General features: G+C 68.3%; 21 protein-coding genes. 10 read left to right on the forward strand and 11 right to left on the reverse strand.

Features of this window, described 5'->3' with window-relative positions:
• Positions 1-54 precede the first annotated feature (54 nt).
• The gene (locus ACFVAV_RS27205; RefSeq protein WP_379038260.1) at positions 55-2,886 is read left to right on the forward strand and encodes an ABC transporter substrate-binding protein; all 2,832 of its coding nucleotides are present in this window, start codon (positions 55-57) and stop codon (positions 2,884-2,886) included.
• A gap of 129 nt (positions 2,887-3,015) precedes the next feature.
• On the opposite strand, the gene ACFVAV_RS27210 is transcribed toward ACFVAV_RS27205, so the two are convergent.
• Positions 3,016-4,443: an amidase gene (locus tag ACFVAV_RS27210; RefSeq protein ID WP_379038262.1), complete on the reverse strand. Its 1,428-nt coding sequence runs from the start codon at positions 4,441-4,443 to the stop codon at positions 3,016-3,018.
• 151 nt (positions 4,444-4,594) lie between these two features.
• Between ACFVAV_RS27210 and ACFVAV_RS27215 the strand changes: the two genes are divergently transcribed.
• From ACFVAV_RS27215 to ACFVAV_RS27235, 5 genes are all read left to right on the forward strand, one after another.
• Positions 4,595-5,461, forward strand: coding sequence for an alpha/beta fold hydrolase (locus ACFVAV_RS27215; protein WP_379038264.1), 867 nt, complete (start codon positions 4,595-4,597; stop codon positions 5,459-5,461).
• Positions 5,448-6,050, forward strand: coding sequence for a TetR/AcrR family transcriptional regulator (locus tag ACFVAV_RS27220; protein WP_379038266.1), 603 nt, complete (start codon positions 5,448-5,450; stop codon positions 6,048-6,050). Before ACFVAV_RS27215 ends, ACFVAV_RS27220 begins: the two co-directional genes overlap by 14 nt.
• A 145-nt stretch (positions 6,051-6,195) precedes the next feature.
• Positions 6,196-6,963, forward strand: coding sequence for a DNA repair protein RecO (recO, locus tag ACFVAV_RS27225; protein ID WP_379038268.1), 768 nt, complete (start codon positions 6,196-6,198; stop codon positions 6,961-6,963).
• Positions 6,964-7,039: 76 nt separating this feature from the next.
• Positions 7,040-7,855, forward strand: coding sequence for an isoprenyl transferase (locus ACFVAV_RS27230; protein ID WP_379038270.1), 816 nt, complete (start codon positions 7,040-7,042; stop codon positions 7,853-7,855).
• A complete protein-coding gene (locus ACFVAV_RS27235; RefSeq protein ID WP_379038271.1) occupies positions 7,852-8,283 on the forward strand; it encodes a YbjN domain-containing protein in 432 nt (143 codons plus the stop codon). Before ACFVAV_RS27230 ends, ACFVAV_RS27235 begins: the two co-directional genes overlap by 4 nt.
• A gap of 3 nt (positions 8,284-8,286) precedes the next feature.
• On the opposite strand, the gene ACFVAV_RS27240 is transcribed toward ACFVAV_RS27235, so the two are convergent.
• Together ACFVAV_RS27240 and ACFVAV_RS27245 are read right to left on the reverse strand one after the other, a co-directional pair.
• Positions 8,287-9,039 carry an LGFP repeat-containing protein gene (locus ACFVAV_RS27240; protein WP_379038274.1) on the reverse strand — a complete coding sequence of 251 codons (753 nt, stop codon included), beginning with the start codon at positions 9,037-9,039 and terminating at the stop codon, positions 8,287-8,289.
• Positions 9,040-9,147: 108 nt separating this feature from the next.
• Positions 9,148-9,756, reverse strand: coding sequence for a TetR/AcrR family transcriptional regulator (locus ACFVAV_RS27245; protein ID WP_379038276.1), 609 nt, complete (start codon positions 9,754-9,756; stop codon positions 9,148-9,150).
• Between the two features lie 104 nt (positions 9,757-9,860).
• On the opposite strand from ACFVAV_RS27245, the gene ACFVAV_RS27250 reads away from it, so the two are divergent.
• Positions 9,861-10,835: a hypothetical protein gene (locus ACFVAV_RS27250; protein ID WP_379038278.1), complete on the forward strand. Its 975-nt coding sequence runs from the start codon at positions 9,861-9,863 to the stop codon at positions 10,833-10,835.
• A 71-nt stretch (positions 10,836-10,906) separates the two neighbouring features.
• On the opposite strand, the gene ACFVAV_RS27255 is transcribed toward ACFVAV_RS27250, so the two are convergent.
• A complete protein-coding gene (locus ACFVAV_RS27255) occupies positions 10,907-12,628 on the reverse strand; it encodes a GMC family oxidoreductase (protein WP_379038281.1) in 1,722 nt (573 codons plus the stop codon).
• 54 nt (positions 12,629-12,682) lie between these two features.
• Here ACFVAV_RS27255 and ACFVAV_RS27260 point away from each other — a divergent pair, with 54 nt between their 5' ends.
• Positions 12,683-13,531 carry a hypothetical protein gene (locus tag ACFVAV_RS27260; RefSeq protein ID WP_379038283.1) on the forward strand — a complete coding sequence of 283 codons (849 nt, stop codon included), beginning with the start codon at positions 12,683-12,685 and terminating at the stop codon, positions 13,529-13,531.
• A gap of 5 nt (positions 13,532-13,536) precedes the next feature.
• Here the strand turns inward: ACFVAV_RS27260 and ACFVAV_RS27265 are convergent, their stop codons facing one another.
• From ACFVAV_RS27265 to ACFVAV_RS27280, 4 genes are read right to left on the reverse strand one after another with little or no spacing between them, the layout of a single operon-like run.
• Complete coding sequence (locus ACFVAV_RS27265) at positions 13,537-14,307, reverse strand: ESX secretion-associated protein EspG (protein ID WP_379038285.1); 771 nt, start codon at positions 14,305-14,307, stop codon at positions 13,537-13,539.
• Positions 14,294-15,598 carry a hypothetical protein gene (locus ACFVAV_RS27270; protein ID WP_379038286.1) on the reverse strand — a complete coding sequence of 435 codons (1,305 nt, stop codon included), beginning with the start codon at positions 15,596-15,598 and terminating at the stop codon, positions 14,294-14,296. Before ACFVAV_RS27270 ends, ACFVAV_RS27265 begins: the two co-directional genes overlap by 14 nt.
• On the reverse strand, positions 15,595-15,975 hold the full coding sequence (locus tag ACFVAV_RS27275; RefSeq protein WP_379038288.1) for a hypothetical protein: 381 nt from the start codon (positions 15,973-15,975) through the stop codon (positions 15,595-15,597). Before ACFVAV_RS27275 ends, ACFVAV_RS27270 begins: the two co-directional genes overlap by 4 nt.
• A gap of 13 nt (positions 15,976-15,988) precedes the next feature.
• A complete protein-coding gene (locus ACFVAV_RS27280) occupies positions 15,989-16,573 on the reverse strand; it encodes a DUF3558 domain-containing protein (RefSeq protein ID WP_379038290.1) in 585 nt (194 codons plus the stop codon).
• Positions 16,574-16,793: 220 nt separating this feature from the next.
• On the opposite strand from ACFVAV_RS27280, the gene ACFVAV_RS27285 reads away from it, so the two are divergent.
• On the forward strand, positions 16,794-17,060 hold the full coding sequence (locus tag ACFVAV_RS27285; protein WP_379038292.1) for a hypothetical protein: 267 nt from the start codon (positions 16,794-16,796) through the stop codon (positions 17,058-17,060).
• Positions 17,057-17,482: a DNA-binding protein gene (locus ACFVAV_RS27290; RefSeq protein WP_379038293.1), complete on the forward strand. Its 426-nt coding sequence runs from the start codon at positions 17,057-17,059 to the stop codon at positions 17,480-17,482. The genes ACFVAV_RS27285 and ACFVAV_RS27290 overlap by 4 nt, the downstream gene beginning before the upstream one ends.
• Positions 17,483-17,538: 56 nt before the next feature.
• Here the strand turns inward: ACFVAV_RS27290 and ACFVAV_RS27295 are convergent, their stop codons facing one another.
• The 3 genes from ACFVAV_RS27295 to ACFVAV_RS27305 are packed head-to-tail and all read right to left on the reverse strand — an operon-like array spanning position 17,539 to position 20,188.
• On the reverse strand, positions 17,539-18,045 hold the full coding sequence (locus ACFVAV_RS27295) for a hypothetical protein (protein ID WP_379038295.1): 507 nt from the start codon (positions 18,043-18,045) through the stop codon (positions 17,539-17,541).
• The gene (locus tag ACFVAV_RS27300; protein ID WP_379038298.1) at positions 18,042-19,898 is read right to left on the reverse strand and encodes an alpha/beta hydrolase; all 1,857 of its coding nucleotides are present in this window, start codon (positions 19,896-19,898) and stop codon (positions 18,042-18,044) included. Before ACFVAV_RS27300 ends, ACFVAV_RS27295 begins: the two co-directional genes overlap by 4 nt.
• Positions 19,898-20,188, reverse strand: coding sequence for a type VII secretion target (locus ACFVAV_RS27305; RefSeq protein WP_379038300.1), 291 nt, complete (start codon positions 20,186-20,188; stop codon positions 19,898-19,900). The genes ACFVAV_RS27300 and ACFVAV_RS27305 overlap by 1 nt, the downstream gene beginning before the upstream one ends.
• Between the last annotated feature and the right edge of the window lie 90 nt (positions 20,189-20,278).

A 20,278-nucleotide genomic window follows, 5' to 3' on the forward strand; every position in this document is an offset into this window, starting at 1 on the left:
GAATACGCCGACAGTGCGCGGCGTGCTCGCTGATCGCCCGGGGAGGCCGTCGAAGTGCCCGATGCCAACGATGTCGGCAAGCTGCTGGAGTTGCTGCGGGCACTGGAGATCCCCGACACCAAACCGCGGGTGCTGCGCACGCTGTGGCGCGGGCGCCGCACGCTGCCCCGGCCGATCGTCGAACTGGTCGGGGTGCAGGGGCATTCCGTGCTGGTCGCCGACCTCTACAGCTGGCTGGGCGAATCCGGTGGCAGGCGCGCGACCCCGCGGGCCAAGATCGATCTGCACGCCCCCGATCTGCCGCGCACCGCGCTCACGCCCGACCTCGCCGCGGTCAGCTCGCACGACGATCAGGAGATCGCCGGGCACTGTCTGCCGATCATCCAGCAGCTGGTCGCCGGTTTCGCGGCCGACGACACCGCGATGGGCGCGATCAAGTTCCCGCGGTACCGCACCGCCGATTGGCTGACGCGCCAACGGGTCACCAGCGACGAATCCGAGGCGCCCGACGAGTTGCGCCGCAGGCTGCCCAAGCTGCTGCGCAGCGGTTCGCCGACCAGCCGGTCCGACACCGCGGAAGGCGTTGCGGGCGACACGATCTCGCGGGTGGTCTTCGGCGTGCTCGCGCTGTGGCCGGTGCTGCGGTTGTGGCTGTGGGTGTCCGGGCGCATTCCCGGTATGTCGAAGGTGACCCGGTGGTTCCTGCACCAGCGCTACCTGGCGCCCGAATTGTCGGGCAGCTTCCTGGGTTTCGCGTCTCGTCTCACGGCCTCGCACCGGGTCGACGAGAACGAGGAGCAGGTCGCCAAACTCCTGATCCACGCGTTCCTCGAGGACCTGCGCGACGCCTACCGCCGCCGGATCTGGCGGCCGTCGAGCTGGCGGCGCACCGCCTACCCGGTGGCGCTGCTCGGCGGCCTGGCCGAGGGCAGTGACGGCGCGCGGATCCTCACCTGGGTCAACGAGATCAGGAACGAGACGGGCCATTTCGATCCGCTGGTGATCGTGGCCTTCCGCGACGAAGGCCCGAACCGCGAGGTCGGCGAGCTCGGCCACATCGGTGAGCTGCGCACACTGCGCACCCTGGAGAGCCTCGCCGAGCAGCCGTCGCCGCAACCGCCGGACCCGCTGCAGACCTGGGTGCGCGAGATCGACAACCGGCGCACCCATCGCCAGACCGACGCCTGGTTCCTGCCGTTGCGCGCACTGCTGCCCGCCGACACACCGCCGCGGATCAGCGACCCCCGCTTCCGTGGGCTGGCCCTGCCGCCCGCGCCGCCGATGGCCGCGCGCAGCTGGTTCGTCGGCCTGTGCGTGCTGATCCCGATCGTGCTCGCGATCGGTGCCGCGCTGGTGTACTTCCCACCGCTGCGCAACGCGCCGTGCTCGCAGTGGCCGTGGACCGATGGCGTGTCGGTGAGCCTGCGCGACGGCGAATGCGTCGGCTACAGCGACAACACCGCGCAGCTGTTCGCCGACGATCCCGAGCTGACGGCGATGCAGCGCGAGGTGTTCCGGCTCAACACCGCGGCCGCCGAGGCGCGCGAGAGCAATCCGAACCGGCCGCTGGTCTCGCTGGTGTACTTCGCCGGCCTCAGCTACGCCGACACCAATGTGCGCTACCCGCACGCCCAGGTCGAGGAGCTGGCCGGGCTGGCGGTGCAGCAGCGCCGCGCGCTGCTGGCCTCCGACGAGTCGGAACCGTTGCTGCGCATCATCATCGCCAACGGTGGCTCGGATATGCGACAGGCCGGGTGGGTGGTCGACCATCCGCTGCGCGCGCTGGTGGCCGACGATCCCAGCGTGCTCGGCGTGGTCGGCATCGACCGCAGCACCGACGAGACCCGCAAGGCGATCACCCGGCTCGGCGAACTCGGGGTGCCCGCGGTGGCGACGACCCTGTCCGCCGACGGGCTGGATCAGGCCTCGCCGCTGTATTTCCAAGCAGCGCCGAGCAATACCGTGCAGGCGCGACTGGTCGCGGACTACGTGCAGGGCGCGCGTGCGGGGAACGGCACGCCCCGCTACGACAAGGTGACGATCTATCACCCGGAGTCCGCCGACGATCTGTACGTGACGAGCCTGGTCGACGATCTGAAGGCCGAGCTCACCACCCGCGGTGTCGCGCAGGAGAGTCTGAGCTGGCGCGAACAACAGCAGCTCTACCGGTTCCCCGCACCGTGTGAGACCGACGGCTTCGACCGGCGCACCCTGCTGTTCTTCGCCGGTCGCAACGACGACTTCCCGACCTTCGCCAAATCGGTCAGCCGCGGTTGCCTGAGCGGAGCGGGCCCGGCGATCCTCGGCAACGACGCGGTGACCCGGCTGATCACCGACCCGAAGGCCACGGCCGCCCTTCCCGCGAATCTGACCGTGCGCTATGTGTCGAAGGCGGCGCCGGTGATGCTCGGAGGCGCCGACTGTGTCGGCGGCATCGGCAAACTCGGCAATCAACCGGTGCCGTTCGAACACGAGCAGCTGTGCGTCGAACTGGCCGGTCTGATCGAGGACCTGCGCGGCTACCCGGAACTCACCGACTACCGGCCGACCTGGGCAGGCGACCGGACCGGCCTCGCGTTCGACGTCAGCGGATTGTTCCTGCAGGCCGTGCGCAGCAGTCGCGGTGTGCTGGCCGACCTGCCGCCGAACCGGACCGCCATCGCGGTGCAGCTGCGCGAGAGCGACTATCGCGGTGTCACCGGCACACTCGGTTTCTCGACCCGACGCGTCGCCGACGGATCATCGATCGCGGTGCTGGTCACGACGGCAGTCGGCGGCCCCGGACCTCAGCGCTGCCTGGTGATGTTCCCGCGCCAGACCGGTCAGGACGGATGTCCGTCGGGCACGAAGAGCGATCTCGAGGGTTGGGTCGAACCAGGACGTTAGTGCTCGAGCGCGATCGCCGACCAGGACATCAGTGCCGGCGATCGCCGCACCCTCGTGCGGGTTTCGACACAGACGACCAGGACTTCCGTCGGCTCTGCGCCATCATGCGGGACGACGACCTGCCATGACTCACCACCACGGTGTAGGGCGGTTGCGCTCCCAGTGCAGCTCCGATTCCAGCTGTGCGGCCAGCGAGATCAGCATGGGCTCGGTGTTCGCGGTGCCCATCAGTTGCGCGCCGATCGGCAGTCCGGTCTCGGTGAAGCCTGCGGGGACGTTCACGCTCGGCCAGCCGAGCACATTCCACGGCCAGGTGTAGGGGCAGGCGCCGGTGATCAGGTTGTTGGTCGCGCCGACGCCGATGCCGTCGATCTCCTCGGCGAGTGGTGCGGGGGTGGCGGTGGTCGGGGCGAGCACCAGATCGTAGTCGTCGAAGAACGAGCCGATGCGCCTGTGCAGCAACGGTTCCAGCATCCGGGCTCCGCTGAGCGCGGGTCCGCTGAGCGCCCGGCCGATGCGGGAGTTGGCCGTGGTGCGCGGGTCGACGATCGCCTCCGGCATGGCCCGGCGCACCCGGCTGATGCCCGCGAGTGAACGCGGCAGGAACGAAGCGCCGATCATCAGCCCGTAGTCCAGGTCGGCCACCGTGACCGTATGCCCCAGCGCGCGCAACGTCTTCGCCAGCGCGTGCACCGCCGCCGCGATCTCCGGGTCCAGCGCGGTCTTGGTCGCGGTGAACGGAATACGCAGGGACAGTGCGATTCTGAGCTTGCCGGGATCGCGTCCGACGGCGGCGCTCGCGTCGATCGGCGCCGGCGTGTGCAGGTCACCGTTGTGCGGCCCGGCGGCGACATCGAGCAGCAGCGCCGCGTCGCGGACGGTGCGCGCGAGCGGCCCGTTGACGGTCAGTCCGTAGAACGCCTCGGCGTGCGGCCAGGTGGAGATGCGACCGCGCTGCGGCTTGATCCCGACCAGATTGGTCCACGACGCCGGGATGCGCACCGAGCCCGCGCCGTCGGAACCCAGTGCGGCAGGGACCAATCCGGCCGCGACCGCCGCCGCCGAACCACCCGACGAACCGCCGGGAGTGCGGGTGCGATCCCACGGATTGCGGGAGTGGCCGAACGCGTCACCGCTGGTGAACGGCAACTGTCCCAGCTCGCAGGTGTTGGCCTTGCCCACGATCACCGCACCGGCGGCGCGCAGCCTGCGCACCGATTCGGCGTCCTCGGTCTTCGGCGTGAACTCGCCACCGCAGCCGAACGCGGTGACCTCACCGGCGATATCGGTGTCGTCCTTGACCGCGATCGGCACGCCGAGCAGCGGCAGGCGCGCACCGGCGGCCAGCCGCGCGTCGGCGTCGGCGGCCTCCCGGAGCGCGGCTTCGCGGCGGACGACGCGGAAGGCGTTGAGCGTCGGCTGGGACGCCTCGATCCGGTCGAGCGCGGCGGTGACGGCCGCGACCGAGGAGACGCGGCCGTCGGCGATCGCGGCGGACAGGTCGGCGAGGCCGAGATCGGCCGCGGGGTTCGGCACGACGCGGTCGGACACGGGCATGTGAGCTCCATCTCTGCAGGTAATCGGGTCGACCGTAGCGTGAAGCTGGTCACCCGTCCACATACCCTGGGTGGATTTCTCGGCTATAGACATACATACCGAATGTATGTAACAGTGGATATGCCCAGCATTCGAACCAGGGGAGGACCCCATGGGAATCAGCTCAGCACTCGGCCCGGCGCGCGAGATCGCCCTGTCGTCCGGCCGCATCCGCTATCACGACACCGGCACGGGATCGCCGGTCGTGTTCGTGCACGGCCTGCTCGTCAACGCCGACATCTGGCGCGGGGTGGTACCTGGCGTCGTAGCCGCCGGACATCGCTGTCTCACGCCCGACTGGCCGCTCGGCTCGCATTCGATCCCGATGCCCGACGCCGACCTCACACCCACCGGCATCGCGGACCTGATCGCCGAGTTCCTCGACGCGCTCGACCTCGCCGACGTCACGATCGTCGCCAACGACACCGGCGGCGCGCTCACCCAGATTCTGATGACCCGCCGACCGGAACGGATCGGCCGCGTCGTGCTGGCGGCCGTCGACTGCTACGAGGTCTTCCCGCCGTTCCCGTTCGGCGCGTTGCTGAAAGTCGCGAAGCTGCCCGGCACGATCGCTCCGCTGCTCGCGCCGATGCGGTGGAAGCCCATGCAGCGGTTGCCGCTCGCCTTCGGGCTGGTCACCAAACATGCTCTGCCGCAGGAGATCGCGGAGTCCTACCTGCGGCCCGCCCAGCGCAATGCCGCGATCCGCGCCGACCTGCGCCGCTTCGCCGCGGGCGTGGACAACCGGGTCACCCTCGCCGCCGCCGAGCACTTCGCCGAGGTCGAGTTCCCGGTACTGGTGGTCTGGTCGACCGAGGACCGGCTGTTCCCGATGGCACTGGCGCAGCGGCTGGCCGCCGATCTGCCGAAGGCGAGCCTGCGCACCGTCGACGACTCCTACACCTTCGTGCCCGAGGACCAGCCGGAGTTGCTCGCCGAACTGATCGTGGAGTTCACTCGGCTGCATGCAGCGCCGTAGTCAGGAGGATCGCTCCCGCACCACCCGGGCCGCGCTCGAGCAGGCAGGTCGCGACCTGTTCGCCGAGCGCGGCTTCGCGGGTACTTCCGCCGAGCAGCTGGTCGCGGCCGCCGGGGTCACCCGGGGTGCCCTGCACCACCACTACGGCGACAAGCGCGGCCTGTTCCTGGCCGTTCTCGAGCAGCTCGAAGCGGAGATCACCGCCGAGGTGCAACGCGTACTCGACGCCACCGACCCCGATGACGTCTTGGCGGGCATGACCGCCGGTTTGGCCTGTTTCCTCGAAATCTGCTCCCGCCCCGAAGTTCTGCGCATCGCCCTGACCGATGCCCCCACCGTGCTGGGATGGCAGGCGTGGCGCGAACTCGAGGCCCGCCACGGGCTCGGCCTCATCACCGACCAGCTCGACCGGGCGACGAGCGCGGGGCTGATCGCGACTGTCCCGGTCCCGGTGCTCGCGCAACTGTTGCTCAGTGCGATCGCCGAATCCTCCCTCATCGTCGCCCACGCCGAAGACCCGGCCCGCGCCCGCCTCGAAACGCAGCAGTCGCTGCTTCTCCTCATCGCCGGCTTGCTCCGGCAGAGCTGATGTATCGACGACATCACCAGTGAGCACCGCGCCTGGTCTACGCGTTCGAGCCGGGCAGCGTCGCCGTGCTGTCGTACCGGTCCACTACGACCGAGTCCACCGTGTCCGTGGCCGCGGTGTCGGGCCGACGTGGAAGACTGGGCGCGTGCGGTTGTATCGGGATGAGGCGGTGGTGGTCCGTCAGCACAAGCTGGGCGAGGCCGATCGCATCGTCACGCTGCTGACCAGGCAACACGGTCTGGTGCGCGCGGTGGCCAAGGGGGTCCGGCGCACCAAGTCGAAGTTCGGGGCGCGGCTCGAGCCGTTCGCCTACATCGACGTGCAGCTGCATCCGGGCCGCACGCTCGACATCGTCACCCAGGTGACCACGGTCGAGGCGTTCGCCGCCGACATCATCGACGACTACGGCCGCTACACCACGGCCTGCGCGATCCTCGAGACCGCCGAACGCCTCGCGGGCGAGGAACGCGCCCCCGCCCCGAAACTGCACGCGCTCACCGCGAGCGCCCTGCGCGCCATCGCCGCCAAACAGCGCCCGCACGAATTGATCCTCGACGCATACCTGTTGCGCGCCATGGGTTTCGCCGGCTGGGCGCCCGCGCTCGACGAATGCGCTCGCTGCGCCACCCCCGGCCCGCACCGCGCGTTCCACGTCGCGGCGGGCGGCGCGGTCTGCGTGCACTGCCGCCCACCGGGCGCGAGCACCCCGGCCGCGGGTGTGCTCGATCTGCTCGTCGCCCTGCTGAAGGGGGAGTGGGACTACATCGCGGGCGTCCCCGACAATGTCCGCCGCCAGGCGAGCGGTCTGGTCGCCGCCCACCTCCAGTGGCACCTGGAACGCCAATTGCGCACATTGCCGCTGGTCGAGCGGTCGGCCGGTCCCGCGACGAATCGGTCGGCCGTCGCAGGCTGACTGCGCTCAGCGCTCACTGTGACGCAGGCACCGCCCGCAATCCAGCCCCCGGCCACCATCAGGCAGGATAGAAGCTGTGATTCTGCGTCGTGACTCTTCCGCCGGGGCCAAGCCGGGAACCGGTGCCGCCCGCACCGTGCGCCCGCCGTCTGCGCACTCCTCCGGCGCGCGTCCGCCCGCGATCCCGCCGGAGCTGGTCCCCAACCACGTCGCACTGGTGATGGACGGCAACGGCCGCTGGGCGCAGGAGCGCGGGCTGCCGCGCACCGCCGGTCACGAGCGCGGCGAGGCCGTGCTCATGGACGCCGTCGAAGGCTGCATCGAGATCGGCGTCAAGTGGCTCTCGGCCTACGCCTTCTCCACCGAGAACTGGCGGCGCAGCCCCGACGAGGTCCGCTTCCTGATGGGCTTCAACCGTGACGTGATCCGCCGCCGCCGCGACGAGATGCACGAGATGGGGGTGCGCGTGCGCTGGGCCGGGCGCCGGCCGCGCCTGTGGCGCAGCGTGATCAAGGAGCTCGAGATCGCCGAAGAGCTCACCAAGGACAACGACGTGATGACGCTGACGATGTGCGTCAACTACGGCGGCCGCGCCGAGATCGCCGACGCCGCACGGGAAATCGCGCGCCGGGTGGCGGCGGGGGAGATCGATCCGGAGAAGATCGACGAGGCGACCGTCGCCCGCTACCTCGACGAACCCGACATGCCCGATGTCGACCTGTTCCTGCGTCCGTCGGGTGAGTTCCGCAGCTCGAACTTCCTCATCTGGCAGGCCGCGTACGCCGAATTCGTCTACCAGGACACGCTTTTCCCTGATTTCGATCGGCGTAACCTGTGGGACGCGTGCCTGGAATACGCCAAGCGCGATCGTCGCTTCGGCGGCACCAAATGAGCGACGGAGCCGACATGGACGCGGTGGTCACGCCCGAACTGGACCTGCAGGCGCGCACCGGCGCCTGCCTGCAGATGCAGGACATCGATATCCGCGTCGACGCCGACGGCTCGCTCGGCTTCGAGTACGACGGCGCGCTGTGCTCGATCCGCGCCGTCACCCTGGCGCCCGGCCTCACCGTGCTGTCGCTGACCAGCGTGCTGGCCTGGGACCGCCCGCTCAAGCCGCAGCTGCACAAGCGCGTCGCCGAGCGCAACAACGAGATCCAGTTCGGCTCGGTCACCCTGATCGGGCGCGGCAAACTGGGCGATGTCATCCTGCGCTACACGTTCCCCGCCGAGGGCCTCGACGATCAGGCCCTCACCACCATGCTGCTGCTCGCCCTGACCGGCGCGAGCAGGGCCAGGCAGGGCCTGCTCGCGCCGTAGGCGTCAGTTCGAGGGCTGCCAGGTGATCTTGCCGCCCTGGAAATCCTGGGCCTTGCCGCCCTGGTAGTCGTATTCGTCGCTGGTGGGGTAGCCGTAGCGGCCGCCCTCGGCGCCCGCGCGGATCCAGTCCGCCTGGATGTTGCCCCACACCGCGTGCGCGCCGGTCGCCGAGGACCAGTAGATGGCGCCGGTCGGGAACATGGCGAACTGGCCGTCGCCCTTGCCCGCCTTCGACACGTCGCTGAGCGGGAAGCCCAGCGGGCTCGACTCCCAGCCCAGCGCGGCCCACCTGTCCCGGATCGGGCCGCTGATCTGGTGCGCGCCGGTGCCGACGGACCAGTAGATCGAGCCCTTCTGGAAGTGGTTGAACCGGCCGGCGCCACCCGGCGTCGACTGCTCGCGGGTGACCGGGTAGCCGAGCTTGCCCGACTCGTTGCCGTGTTCGGCGAACTTGTCCCGGATCTGCCCGGCGACGGTGTTGGCGTTGGTGTCGGGGTGCCAGTAGATCGCCGCGTTGTTGGCGAAGGTCTGGTACTTGCCGCCTGCCGCGGCGTCGGATTCGGGGGAGGTGGGATCGCCGAGCGTGGCGGCGCCCGCCTGGTCGTATTCGGTCTCGATCGCGCCGCCCACCTCGAATTCGCCGATCATGCGCGCCTGCGCGGTGCCTGCGAGGGCGGCGGGCAGTACGGCCACCGCGGTCGCGGCCGCGAGCGCGGCCAGGCCGCGTGATCGAAGGGTTCGTCGGTGCAGTGCCACAGGAAACTCCCTGGTCGGATCGATGTTCAGCAATGTCCGGCGCGCGGGACCCCCTCCGGTGCCGCACCCGAACCTACCCGTTCGCCGTCGCAGGTAACAGTGAGGTCTCTAACGATCTCCGGGCGGGACGACGGGCAGCATCACCGCGATACCCCTGGCGACCTCGTCCGGATCGACGTCGCCGAGCAGCAGATGCTGCAGGATGAAACCCGGCAGAATCCCGATGACCGTCTTGGCCAGCGCGTCGACATCGGTGTCGGCCGGAATCCAGCCCAGCTCGCGCATCCGCACCACATATTCGAGCCAAAGGTCACGCATGGCGGCGATGCCCTCGCGCACGGGCACGCCCGCCTCGGGCTGCACCAGCGCCAGTGCCCAGGCCTGCGGCGCCAGCCGCAACGGCCCGTCCGGACCACTGCGCTTGATCACCTCGGTGGTCAGCATCCGCATCACCTCCGCGGGAACCGGTGGCGTCTGGGCGCGGATGATCTCGGCCAGCCGCAGCCGCAGCGGCACCATCGTCTGCATGACGAGCGCCGCGATGATCTCGTTCTTGCTGGTGAAGTACCGGTAGACGGCCCCGGCGGACAACCCCGCCTCGGCGAACACGTCCTGCATCGAGGTCTCGTGGAACCCCTTCCTGGCGAAGCAGAGCTGCGCGGCGTCGAGGATCTGCTGCCTGCGGCGTTCGAGGTGTTCTTCGCTGACTCGGGGCATGACTCAAAGTAAAACGAATATCCGTTCTTGACAAGCGCGGTGGGTGGGTGTCACCGTTGAACCACCAAAAAGAACGAACATTCGCTTTAAAGGGGAGAACCGCCATGACGATCACCCGACGAGCAGTAGCGCTCGGCCTGGCAGCCACCGCGCTGCAGGCACTGCTCCTGATCGCCTTCGCCTGGCCCGCCGTCAACCTGGCCCCGCGTGACCTGCCCATCGCGGTCACCGGCCCGCAGTCCGCGCAGGTCACCCAGCAACTGCAGCAACGCAGTCCCGACTCCTTCGAGATCACCACCCTCGCCGACGCGGGCGCCGCCCGCACCGCGCTCGCCGACAACGAGATCTACGGCGCCATCGTCACCGGCGGCGGCGCACCGCAGGTCATGGTCGCCTCGGCCGCCTCACCCGCCGTCGCCCAGCAACTCACCGCCCTGGCCCAGCAGCTCAGCGGCACCCCCGTCGCCCCGGTCCAGGACGTCGTCGCCACCGACCCCGACGACCCACGCGGCGCCGGCTTCGGCTCGATGGTCCTGCCACTGGTGATGTCCGGCATCGCCGCAGGCGTCCTGCTCACCCTGCTGATCCACGGCTTCGCCGCCCGCCTCACCGGCCTGGTCACCTTCGGCCTCGCCGGCGGCCTGCTCAGCACCCTGGTCTTCCACACCTGGCTCTCGATCGTCCCCGGCTCCTACCTGGAACTCGCCGCCATCGCGGGCCTGGCCGCCTTCGCCGTCTCCGCCACCATCGTCGGCCTGGCCGCCGCCATCGGCCGCCCCGGCATCGGCCTCGGCGCGATGATCATGCTCCTCATCGGCAACCCGTTCTCCGCCGCCACCTCCGCCCCCGAACTCCTCCCGCAGCCCTGGGGCACCATCGGCCAGCTGTGCCCACCCGGCGCCACCGCCTCCCTGCTCCGCTCGGTCGCCTACTTCGACGGCGCGGGCGCCCTGGCCCCGCTCGCGGTGCTGCTCACCTGGTCGGCTGCCGGTCTCGTCCTGCTCGGCGTGGGCGCCCTGCGCTCTCGCCCCGCGGGCACTCCGGACCTCACCCCGGCACCGGTCGCCGTTCCCGCCTGAAGTCCCCGCGCGAAGATGCTCCGCACGAACAACATTCGTGCGGAGCATCTTCGCGCGCCGGGCGCTGAACCTCAGCCGTGCAGGATCAGGTCCGCGCATTTCTCGCCGATCATGATGGTGGGCGCGTTGGTGTTGCCGCCCGTCACGCTCGGCATGATCGATGCGTCGGCTACCCGGAGTCCGTCGATTCCGCGTACGCGGAGCTGCGGATCCACGACTGCGCGTTCGTCGACGCCCATGCGGACCGAGCCGACCGGGTGATAGACGGTGTGGATGCGGTTCGGCAGTTCTTCGCGCATCGCCGCTTCGTCGGTGAAATTCGCGCCGGGGACTATTTCGCCCTTGTTGTCGCCGGTTCCCGCCATGATCTCGCGGACCATGTCGATGCCTTCCAGCAGGACCTCGGTGTCCTTGGGGGCCGTCAGGTACGCCGGATCGATGAGTGGTGCGGCTGTCGGATCTGCCGATGCCAACCGGACGGTTCCCCGGCTCTCCGGGTAGATGAGCGCGGGGAAAATGCTTTGACCTGGTTTTTTGGTAGCCGGAACGATCCGCTTGTCGGAGTCTTGATTCGGCGACGGATAGACCCAGTAGAGGCTGAGTAGTTGCAGGTCGGGGATCTCGCGGGCATGGGAGGTGCGCACGAATGCGACGGATTCGAAGGAGGAACCGGCCGCCCACGACGAACCGGGACGACATCGTTCCGCCGCCAGTCCGCGCAGGAAATACGGCGTCGTGGGCTTGCGCAATGCCGATTTCATCTCGAAGGAGAGGGGGACGAAAAGGTGGTCGTGCAGGTTGTCGCCGACCGGCAAGTCCGCCTTGGCGGCGATACCCTGCTCTTTCAGATGCGCCGCGGGGCCGATCCCGGACAGCTGCAAGATCTGCGGCGACCCGAACACGCCGGCCGATACGACGACCTCGCGCGAGGCCCCGATCACCTGCTTGCCGCCGTCGACCAGGATCTCCACGCCCGTCGCGCGGGATCCTTCGATGACGACCTTCGTCACCGTCGTCTCCGTGAGCACGGTGAGATTGGGCAGCGGATCTTCGTGCAGGTAGCCCTTGGACGCGGAGTACCGCACACCGTTCGCGGCGCTCTGCTGAAAAACCGCGACACCTTCCTGACTCTCGCCGTTGTAGTCATCGAGCGTCGGCACACCGAGGCGCGTCGCGGTGGCGTCCATGAACGCGCGCGCCGCGTCGGTGATGGTGTGCTGGCGGGTGACCTTGATCGGGCCGCCGGACCCACGCAATGCGCTCGCCCCGCCCTCCCAGTCCTCCATCCGCCGGAAATAGGGCAGGACGTCCGCGTAGGCCCACCCGTGACAGCCTTCGGCGGCCCAGTCGTCGAAGTTCTTCCGGTTACCCCGGACGAAAAGCATCCCGTTGACCGAGCTCGACCCGCCGAGTATCCGGCCGCGCACCATGGGGATCGTGCGGTCGAGCGCATGGCGCTGCGGTGTCGACTTGTCGCCCCAATCGAACAGCTTCTTCAGCTGCGGCGTCGAGTGGATGACATTGATCGCGCCCGGAATCCGGAACAGCATCTTGGCCCAGCCCTTGTCGTCCGCCCCACCCGCTTCGAGCAGCACCACGGACGCGCCGCTTTCGGCGAGCCGGCGCGCGACGGCACAGCCCGCGCTCCCAGCCCCTACAACGACATAGTCGGCCTCTGCCACCTTGTGCTCCGGTCGGGAGTCGACCCAAAACGACCTTCGGATTCTATCGCGATCTACTTCGCGCCAGTAGTCGGCTGACCTCGGTGGGGTTCGGACGAGCCTCGTTAGCATCGGTGTGAGCGACTGTCGGTGTCGTGGTGGCCGTTTCTGATCGGAGGAATCGTCGTGGACGGTCTGGCGGTGACATCCCGGGGGCTGCGTTCTTCCGGGCGTGGGGTTGCGGTGCACGTGGCGGCGGCGATATTGCTCGTGGTTGCGTTCGTGCTCGTTCCGGGGATGGTGGCGGGATGGGGATCCGAGGGCGGGATCGGCGACGAGGGGGAGCTTCGGGATGCGCTGCGGGTGGCGTTCGCCGGGTACTGGAGTTCGGGTGCGGGCGAGTTCTCGCCCGCGCTGGATGATGTTGTGGAGTACTGGTTTCGGTATCACGTGGTCAAAGCGCTGATCGCTGTTGTGCTGCTCGGCGTTCTGGTCGCGCTGGCCTCGGTGCTGTGGAAAGCCGTTGGGCGGAAGGGTGATTCGGGGCGGGGGCGAAGGATTGCGCTCGGGACGGCCGGTGCGGGCGTCATGATGTTCGCACTCGTCGCGTTGGTGGCGGTGATGGCGAATGTGCAAGGTGCGCTGGTGCCTTACGCGTCGGTGTTGCCGATGCTGTTCGACGAAGCGGTGGGGCCGGAACTGGCGGGGACATTGGAGGACGTCGGTCGGCAGTTGGCCGCGTCGGCAGGGGCGGGTGCTTCGCCTGCGCTCGACGTGATGATTGATGACTTCGCGCGCTATCACGTGGTGATGGCGGTGATCGCGGCCGTTGTCGCGGTGGGTTTTGCCGTGGCGAGTGTGGTGCTGTGGAAGCGGCGTGCGGGGAGGTCGTCGGGGGAGCGGCGCGTGCTCGCGGGGTCGGGGGTGCTCGCGGTGGGGTTGGCGGTGGTGTTTCTCGTTGTCGCGGTGGCGAATACGACGACCGTGGCGGATCCGGTTCCTGCGCTGCGGGCGTTGTTCGACGGCGGGTGGTGAGAGGCTCAGGCGAGGCGTTCGTCGGGGTCGCCGAATTCCTGGTGGTAGCGCTGGGCTCGGGCAAGCATGCGGCGGATACCGGCGATCATGCGGTCGGTGGGGAGGGGTTCGGCGATGATGGGGTCGCCGGTTTTGACGTAGTAGCGGCCGTCGTCGTAGTCCATCCACCAGAAGGTGCGGCCGGGACTGGGGCGGGCGTCGACGGCGGGGCCGGAGAAGGTGGAGATTTCGCCGAAGGCGCGGCGTTTGCGGTGGAAGATGCGGTTGAGCTGGTCGGCGGAGCTGAGTTGGCCTGCGCGGTATTCGAAGTGTTCCTCTTCGGCGGCGAGTCTTTCGCGGCGGACTTCCACCGGCGGCTTGGTGCCCGGCTTCGCACGGGGGAGCGCCGCGACCGCGAGGGCGGCCACCTGGTCTGCGCGGCAGTAGGTCATGACGACGTCGCCGCCGATGTCCTCGGCGGTGCCACGCGCTTGGGTCAGGGTCGCCCCTGCCGGTCCGCGGATCGCGCCGTGGAAACGGATGGCGTTCGAGGTGTCCTGTCCGACAAAGCCTTTGGATTCGACCCTGGCGTCCGGGTCGAGTAGGACGGTCAGAGCGTGCTCGACCGCGGGATCGTATTTGCGGAGCAGGCTCTCGACCGCCGCTTCCCGATGCCGCTTCAATTCGTCGAAGTCCGCGATGTCGGTGCGGTATTGCACGGGGTAGGGGAGACGGTCACGGCCGTAGCCAGCCCACAGGATCTCGAATTCGATGCCGGTGAATTCAGCTCGGTGCACTGTCGTGGTCTCCGCCTATCACCGGGGGCACGGTCCGGAGTCCGTCCGTGCCGATCAGCAGCTCGCCGTTGCCTTGGTTGATCAGATAGTCGGGGATGCCCTTGGTCCGCTCGTCGTCGGACCCGCCGCGGCCCGCACCCGGCGCACCCATTCCGGCCATGCCTGGCGCGCCACGGCCGCCGGTCGCCGCGCCGGATCGGGCTGCGGCCGCCGCTGCGGCGGCGGAGGATTGGCCGCCGGGCAGGCTGCGTCCGGGGGCCGGAGTGGAGGGGGTGCCGCCACCTGGTGTGCCGCCACTTGCGCCACGACCGCCGCCGGGGATGCCCGTGCCCGGTGTGGCTGTGCCGGGGGAAATCGGTGTGGTGGTGCCGGGAGCAGTCGAGCTCGGGTTGGTCGCGGTCGGTGTCGTGGACTGCGGTGTGGTGCTGGGGCTTTGCTGTGTCGTCGAACCCGTGTCAGCGGATTGCGTTGTAGTCGGGGAGGATTCGGTGTCCTCGGTCGGCGTGCTCTCGGCCGGTGTGCCGGTCGACGGGTCGTCGGTGGTCGAACCGTCGCCAGCAGTTTGTCCCTGTGTCCCACCGGTATTCGTGCCGCCGCTACCGCCCGTCGCGCCGGGGTCGCCGGTGCCTGCGGTGATGGACGGCGCCGTCGGCAGATAGGGGACGCCGTTGTCGGTCTGGACGGCCACCTGGCCGTAGACCGAGTACAGGATCCGCCTGCCCTCGTCCTCGGCTTCCTGCTGGTTGTGCTCGTCGACCTTCATCACGCCGTCCGCGGGCAGCGTCTTGCCGGTGACGTTCACGCGCTCGGTCAAGCCGGGCATCAGGGCCTGGGTCTCCTCGATGCCCGTGCGCATCTCGGACAGCTTCAGACTGATCGCCGTGGCCGCCTGCGACAACGGGATCGACTGCTCCGCATAGTTGTTCACCGCGGTCACCGCCGCGGACGCCGCCGCACCCGTCCAGCCGCTGTGCCCGTTCACGCCGGTGACGGTGCGCGCGAATTCCTGGTTGAACTTGTAGAACGTGCCCATCAGGTTCATGCCGATATTCGCCCACGCCGTCACCGCGTCGTCGACCAGCTGCGGTTTCATCGCGGCCACCGCGGCCTGCATCTGCGCGAGCGACATGCTGTCGTAGCTGTCGGGCGTGGTGATGTGCGGCGGTTGGGTGTCGCCGCTGAAGATCGTGGAGTAGTTGCCCTGCTGCTGACGGCTGTAGATGCCGGCCCGCTCGGTGTTCCACTGCTCCTGCGCGGCGATCACCTTGCTCTTGTACTCGTCGTAGGTCATCCGGGTTCTCCCGCCGCGGTGATCTGGGCGCCGGTCGATTGGTCTTGGGCGACGAAGTTGGCAATCGCCTTGGCGACAACCTCTTTCGCGGTCTGGACTGCCTCGATGTGCTGCCGGAGGACCGTGTCCAGCGCGCGATCGCCGCCGGATGCGGTCAGTGAGAACTTCTTGGCCAGCACCTGGCTCGAGTTGAACGAGCCGAACCCGTCGATGCGCTGGACGCGGTCTACGAGCTCATAGACTTCTTCAAGGCGATCCAGATGATCGTCGCAGACCCGGTCCAAATCTCTGCCGACCTCGGGATCGAGTGCCAGCTCGCCGGCATTCGCTTGGACAAGTAGCTGATTCCATTGAGTTGGATTGATTCCGAGAACCATCTGCTGCCCCCCGTCAGCTTGCAGGAAGATACTGGACCAACGCAGTGCTCAGTCGGCGCGCTTCGCCGCACGGCTCAGCGGCTCCTACCGCGCTGACGCGATTCTGCACCTTGAAATCCACTGAGCCGGTGGGAACTTCAACGCTGACATAGCATGCCACGTCATTGGCGGAGCCGATCGGCCGGAACTCGAGTGCGTTGTGGGACCCGACCGTCAGGTCGGACCACCCGGTGTATTCGCTGGTCCGCTGCCGCGACTCAGCCAAGGTGTGCTCCGATGCCATGACGGCGAACGTGTACTTCTTCTCCGAATCCATCCAGCTGCAGACCTTCCACCCCGTGAAGTCCACGCCCGCAACATCCTTCTTCTTGCTGCCAGCATTCAACCCCACCCCACTGACCGCCGAATCCGGCAGCGAACACGGATCCCACACCGTCGCCTCGGCATCCACCGAGGTCGGGCTCGCCGCCACGCTCACACTGCTCGTCGGCGGGGAGGTCGCGCCACTGCCGGTATCCCCGCAGCCGACCACCACCATCCCCACGGCCACGACCCCGACGACCTTCACCACATTGCCTCGCACTGTCAACTCGACCATCCCCTCCTGGTGTAGACAGCCTCGCCCTCGAGCGATCACGGCTGTGCAGAGTCTAGTCCGCACCGAATCCCTCCGGCGCTGTCGTCCTATCCATGCCGCCGACCGGTGACCGTGCGATTCCGATATGCCGAGGCAGAGCCTGGGGACGCCCGTGATGCGCCAGGTCACGAGGCCATAGGACAGTGGTATGGCACCTTATGTCATGTGTATGGTTGAAAGTATGGCGAACACGAGGAAAGTGACGGTGACGATCCCCGCGGACCTGATCGATGAGATCCGGTCGGAGACGGGGGAGCGGGGTCTGTCCTCCTACGTGGCGGAAGCGTTGCGCGCCAAGCGAGATCGTGATCGTTTGGTGGAGTTGGTCGAATGGCTGCAGGCCGAGCACGGCCCAGTGACGGCCGCCGAGCAGGCCGAAGCGCTGCGGGAGTTGGAGGCGCTGGATGCAGAGCACACGCGACGCCGTGCGCAGGGCGACGTTGCATGAAGGGCAAGCCGAGTGGGTCGCGGACGAGCCCCTTGCGGACCTTCGTCTTCGACAGTGAGGCGTTGTCGCTCGCGGTGCGCGGTGACCGAAAAATGATTGCCCGGCTCGACCTTGCCGCACGTGGCGCGGCCGATGTCATCACTTCACCGATGACTCTTGTCGAGGCGTTCGACGGCAGCACGACCGAGCAACGCTGGGACTGGGTCCTCTCTCGTATGGTCGTGGCCGACATCGGCAGGGATGAGGCCCGTCGAGCGAGGCGAATGCTTGCAGCTGCCGGTCTGCATGGACACAAGTACGCCATCGATGCGGTGCTCGCCGTAGTCGCGCAAGCGCAGCGTGGCCAGGTCACGGTGTTCACCTCGGATGTCGACGACATGGAGCGGTTGCTGCCGGACACGATCGCCGTCGTCGAGGTGTGAACATCGGTCGGGTTCGTGCCGCCGAGCGATCCCGGCCGCTTACTGATCGCGCTCGGTCACTCGGCTGCGCAGGGTGAGGTAGAAGCGATCGAGAACCGCACCTCCTGCTTGTTCTGGCCGACCCGGATCCGCGACGACGAAACCGAGAAGCCGCGGGAGTCCCGGTAGTACCTGCTCACCGGGTCCTCGCCCGGATTCTGGCTCGGCACCAGGGTGAAACCACGGGCGGTCATCGCTTCGAGATTGACCATGGCGCGGTCGATGAATTCCTGGGAGGGGTTGATCACCTCGCGTTCGTATCGTGGGTGCCAGGGTGGGCCTTCGCTGCTGATGGCGGACATCTTCGTCCGGCAGCCTTTGCCCCGCAGGACGGCCTCGGGGTCTACGGACTGCTGCTCGGGCCAGACGAGTTCGAAGTTGTCGGCGACGATCGGTTTGGCGGCGGCGACGGTCAGCCCCGTGCCGCGCAGGATGTCGTCGTTCGTCGGTCCCTTTTCGGCGTCGATGCCCGCGCAGCCCGACAGGATGAGCGCCGACAGTGCGCCGGCGGCGGCGATTCTCATCGGATCTCGACCTGCGCCCCGAGGTCTGGATTGTCTGTGACCTGCGGCCCGGCATAGGGATCGATATCGAGGCCCAGGGCCCCGGCGGCCTGTTGTGCCGCGGCGGCTTTGGCAGCGTCGAAAGATTCCTTGGCGCCATTTCCATTGTCGCCCAACCCGATATCGACGTAGGAGGTTTCGATTCCGCGTTCCACATAGGCGGCAGCCGACGAGCCCTCGATGACTCCGACGATGTTGCGGAAGGCGGTCGAACCCGGATCGTCCCAGTAGCTTCCGTGGCCATCCGGTCCGAATATGATCTCCTTGGCATGCTCGGCTGCGGAATCGCTGTAGTAGCCGGTATCCAGCCGGATAACCCCGGGTACCTCGTCCGGGTCGCCACCGAGCACCTCTGACGCGTGCGGATTGCCCGGCAGCTGGATGCCGCCTGGAATGGTCAGTCCCCCTTCGGGATACGACTGCACCACGCCGATCAGGTCGCCCGGCGCCGTCATCGAATAGCGCTGCACGTTCGGGTTCGGGTTGTTCCAGCCGGTATCGAAGACGCCGGTGCCCGCCGAGGAGGCGTGCACGATGCGATCGGCGCGCAGGCCGAGCTGTTCGGCGGAGCCGACGATCGAGCCACCGTAGGAATGGCCGACGTAGGTGACCGGGGTGCCAGGGGTGGTCGCCGCGACTTCGCGATCGATCTCGCGGCCGAAATCGACGAGCTTGGGTGCCATCTCCGCAGCGAACGAAGGGCTCGGCGCGCCATCGGACAGGCTGGTCAGGCTTTGCGGGAAATCACCTTCCATGTACAGGAAGATCGGTCCGCCGGTCTGGTCGGCGAGATTCCACGCGGCGACGTGATTGGATCCGGAACCGTTCAGATTGGTCGACGTGCCCGGCACATAGACCCCGACGCCGGGCGCTCCGGTCTTCATGGTGCCGACCATTTCGATCATCCGCCCATTGCCCTCCTGGCTGAACATGACGAACTTGCGGTCCACCATGTCCAGGCGCGGAGTCGCGTTGTCGCCGGTCGCGGTCGCGACGGTGTCGCGATCACCCGCACCCTCCGGATTCGGAATCGGCGACAGCATCGCCTCGAGCTGCGCGACTCGGGACGTATCCGGATTCGGCTTTGCCTTCTCCGCGGTCAGCGCGTTACGGATATTGATCTCGTTGGCCTCGATCCGCATCACGAACGGCACACCGTTGAGATTGCCCAGCTTCTCCGGCGCGGCGATCACGAGCTGCCGCTGTGCTTCCGGGCTCAGACCGGCCAGGAAACTGGCCCGCTCGTCGGCGGACATCGACGCCAGCTGGATCGCCACGGCGTCGGGGTCCCGGAGGGTCCCGTCGGGGAGGGTGATGTCGGGCTGACCGTCGCGAATGGCGGTGAGGTCGGCGAGTGATTCCTTCAGGCGGGTGCCGAACTGGTTGTCCAGGCGTTCGATCTCGTCCAGCCCGCCGAACAGGTTGAGCTGGAAAACGCCTGCCGCGCCCTCCTTCTCGGGGTCGGGATGGGCCACCCGGCCGTCGGGTTCGACCGAGAAACCCTGTCCGACAGCCAGATTCCGCTGGTCCAGCACGTACGTCCTGGCGTGCTTCAGTCCCAGGTAGGCGTCCTCGGCGTCGTCGGCGATGCGCAGCAGCACGGTGCGCACTTCGTAGCCGTGGTCGACTTCCTCGTCGATCCGCCGGCTCGCCGCGTCCCTGGTCTGCCCGTACCAGCTGCCTGTCGCCGAGACGGCACGGGAGCAGTCGTCGACCGAGGTCGACAGCACATCGGCATCGGCGCGCGCGGTGTCGGCGGCGCGATGCAGGCCGTCGAGGTTCCAGCCGTCGAGCTGGGTGATCGTCGGGCGCATCAGCGGGTGCTCAGCTTCCCGATCTCGCCGGCGATCTCGGCATCCTTGGCCTGGATGTCTGCCGAGAATTTGTCCACCAGATCGGCCAGGGTGGTGAACCTGGTCGCGATCGAGGACATCGCCTGCTGTGCGGGATCGGCCATGGCGCGGACGGCGGCGAGGACATCGCTGCCGTCGCCGGTCGCCTCGCCCATCGCCGACCACGGGAGTGCGCCGACCTCGTCGGCCTCCTGCCGCCACGTCGTCGCCAGAGATTTCAGTTGATCGGGTTCGACACCCAGCGTGCTCACGATTCCCCCTCCTTCGGCGCCGAGCGGCCACAGGCCGTCGGTACCACCGTGCGGATCGGTCTCTTCGTGAAGGTTGGACGGGGCAGTCGG

Source organism: Nocardia sp. NPDC057663 (assembly GCF_042799895.1).
In the GTDB taxonomy this organism is placed as follows: domain Bacteria; phylum Actinomycetota; class Actinomycetes; order Mycobacteriales; family Mycobacteriaceae; genus Nocardia.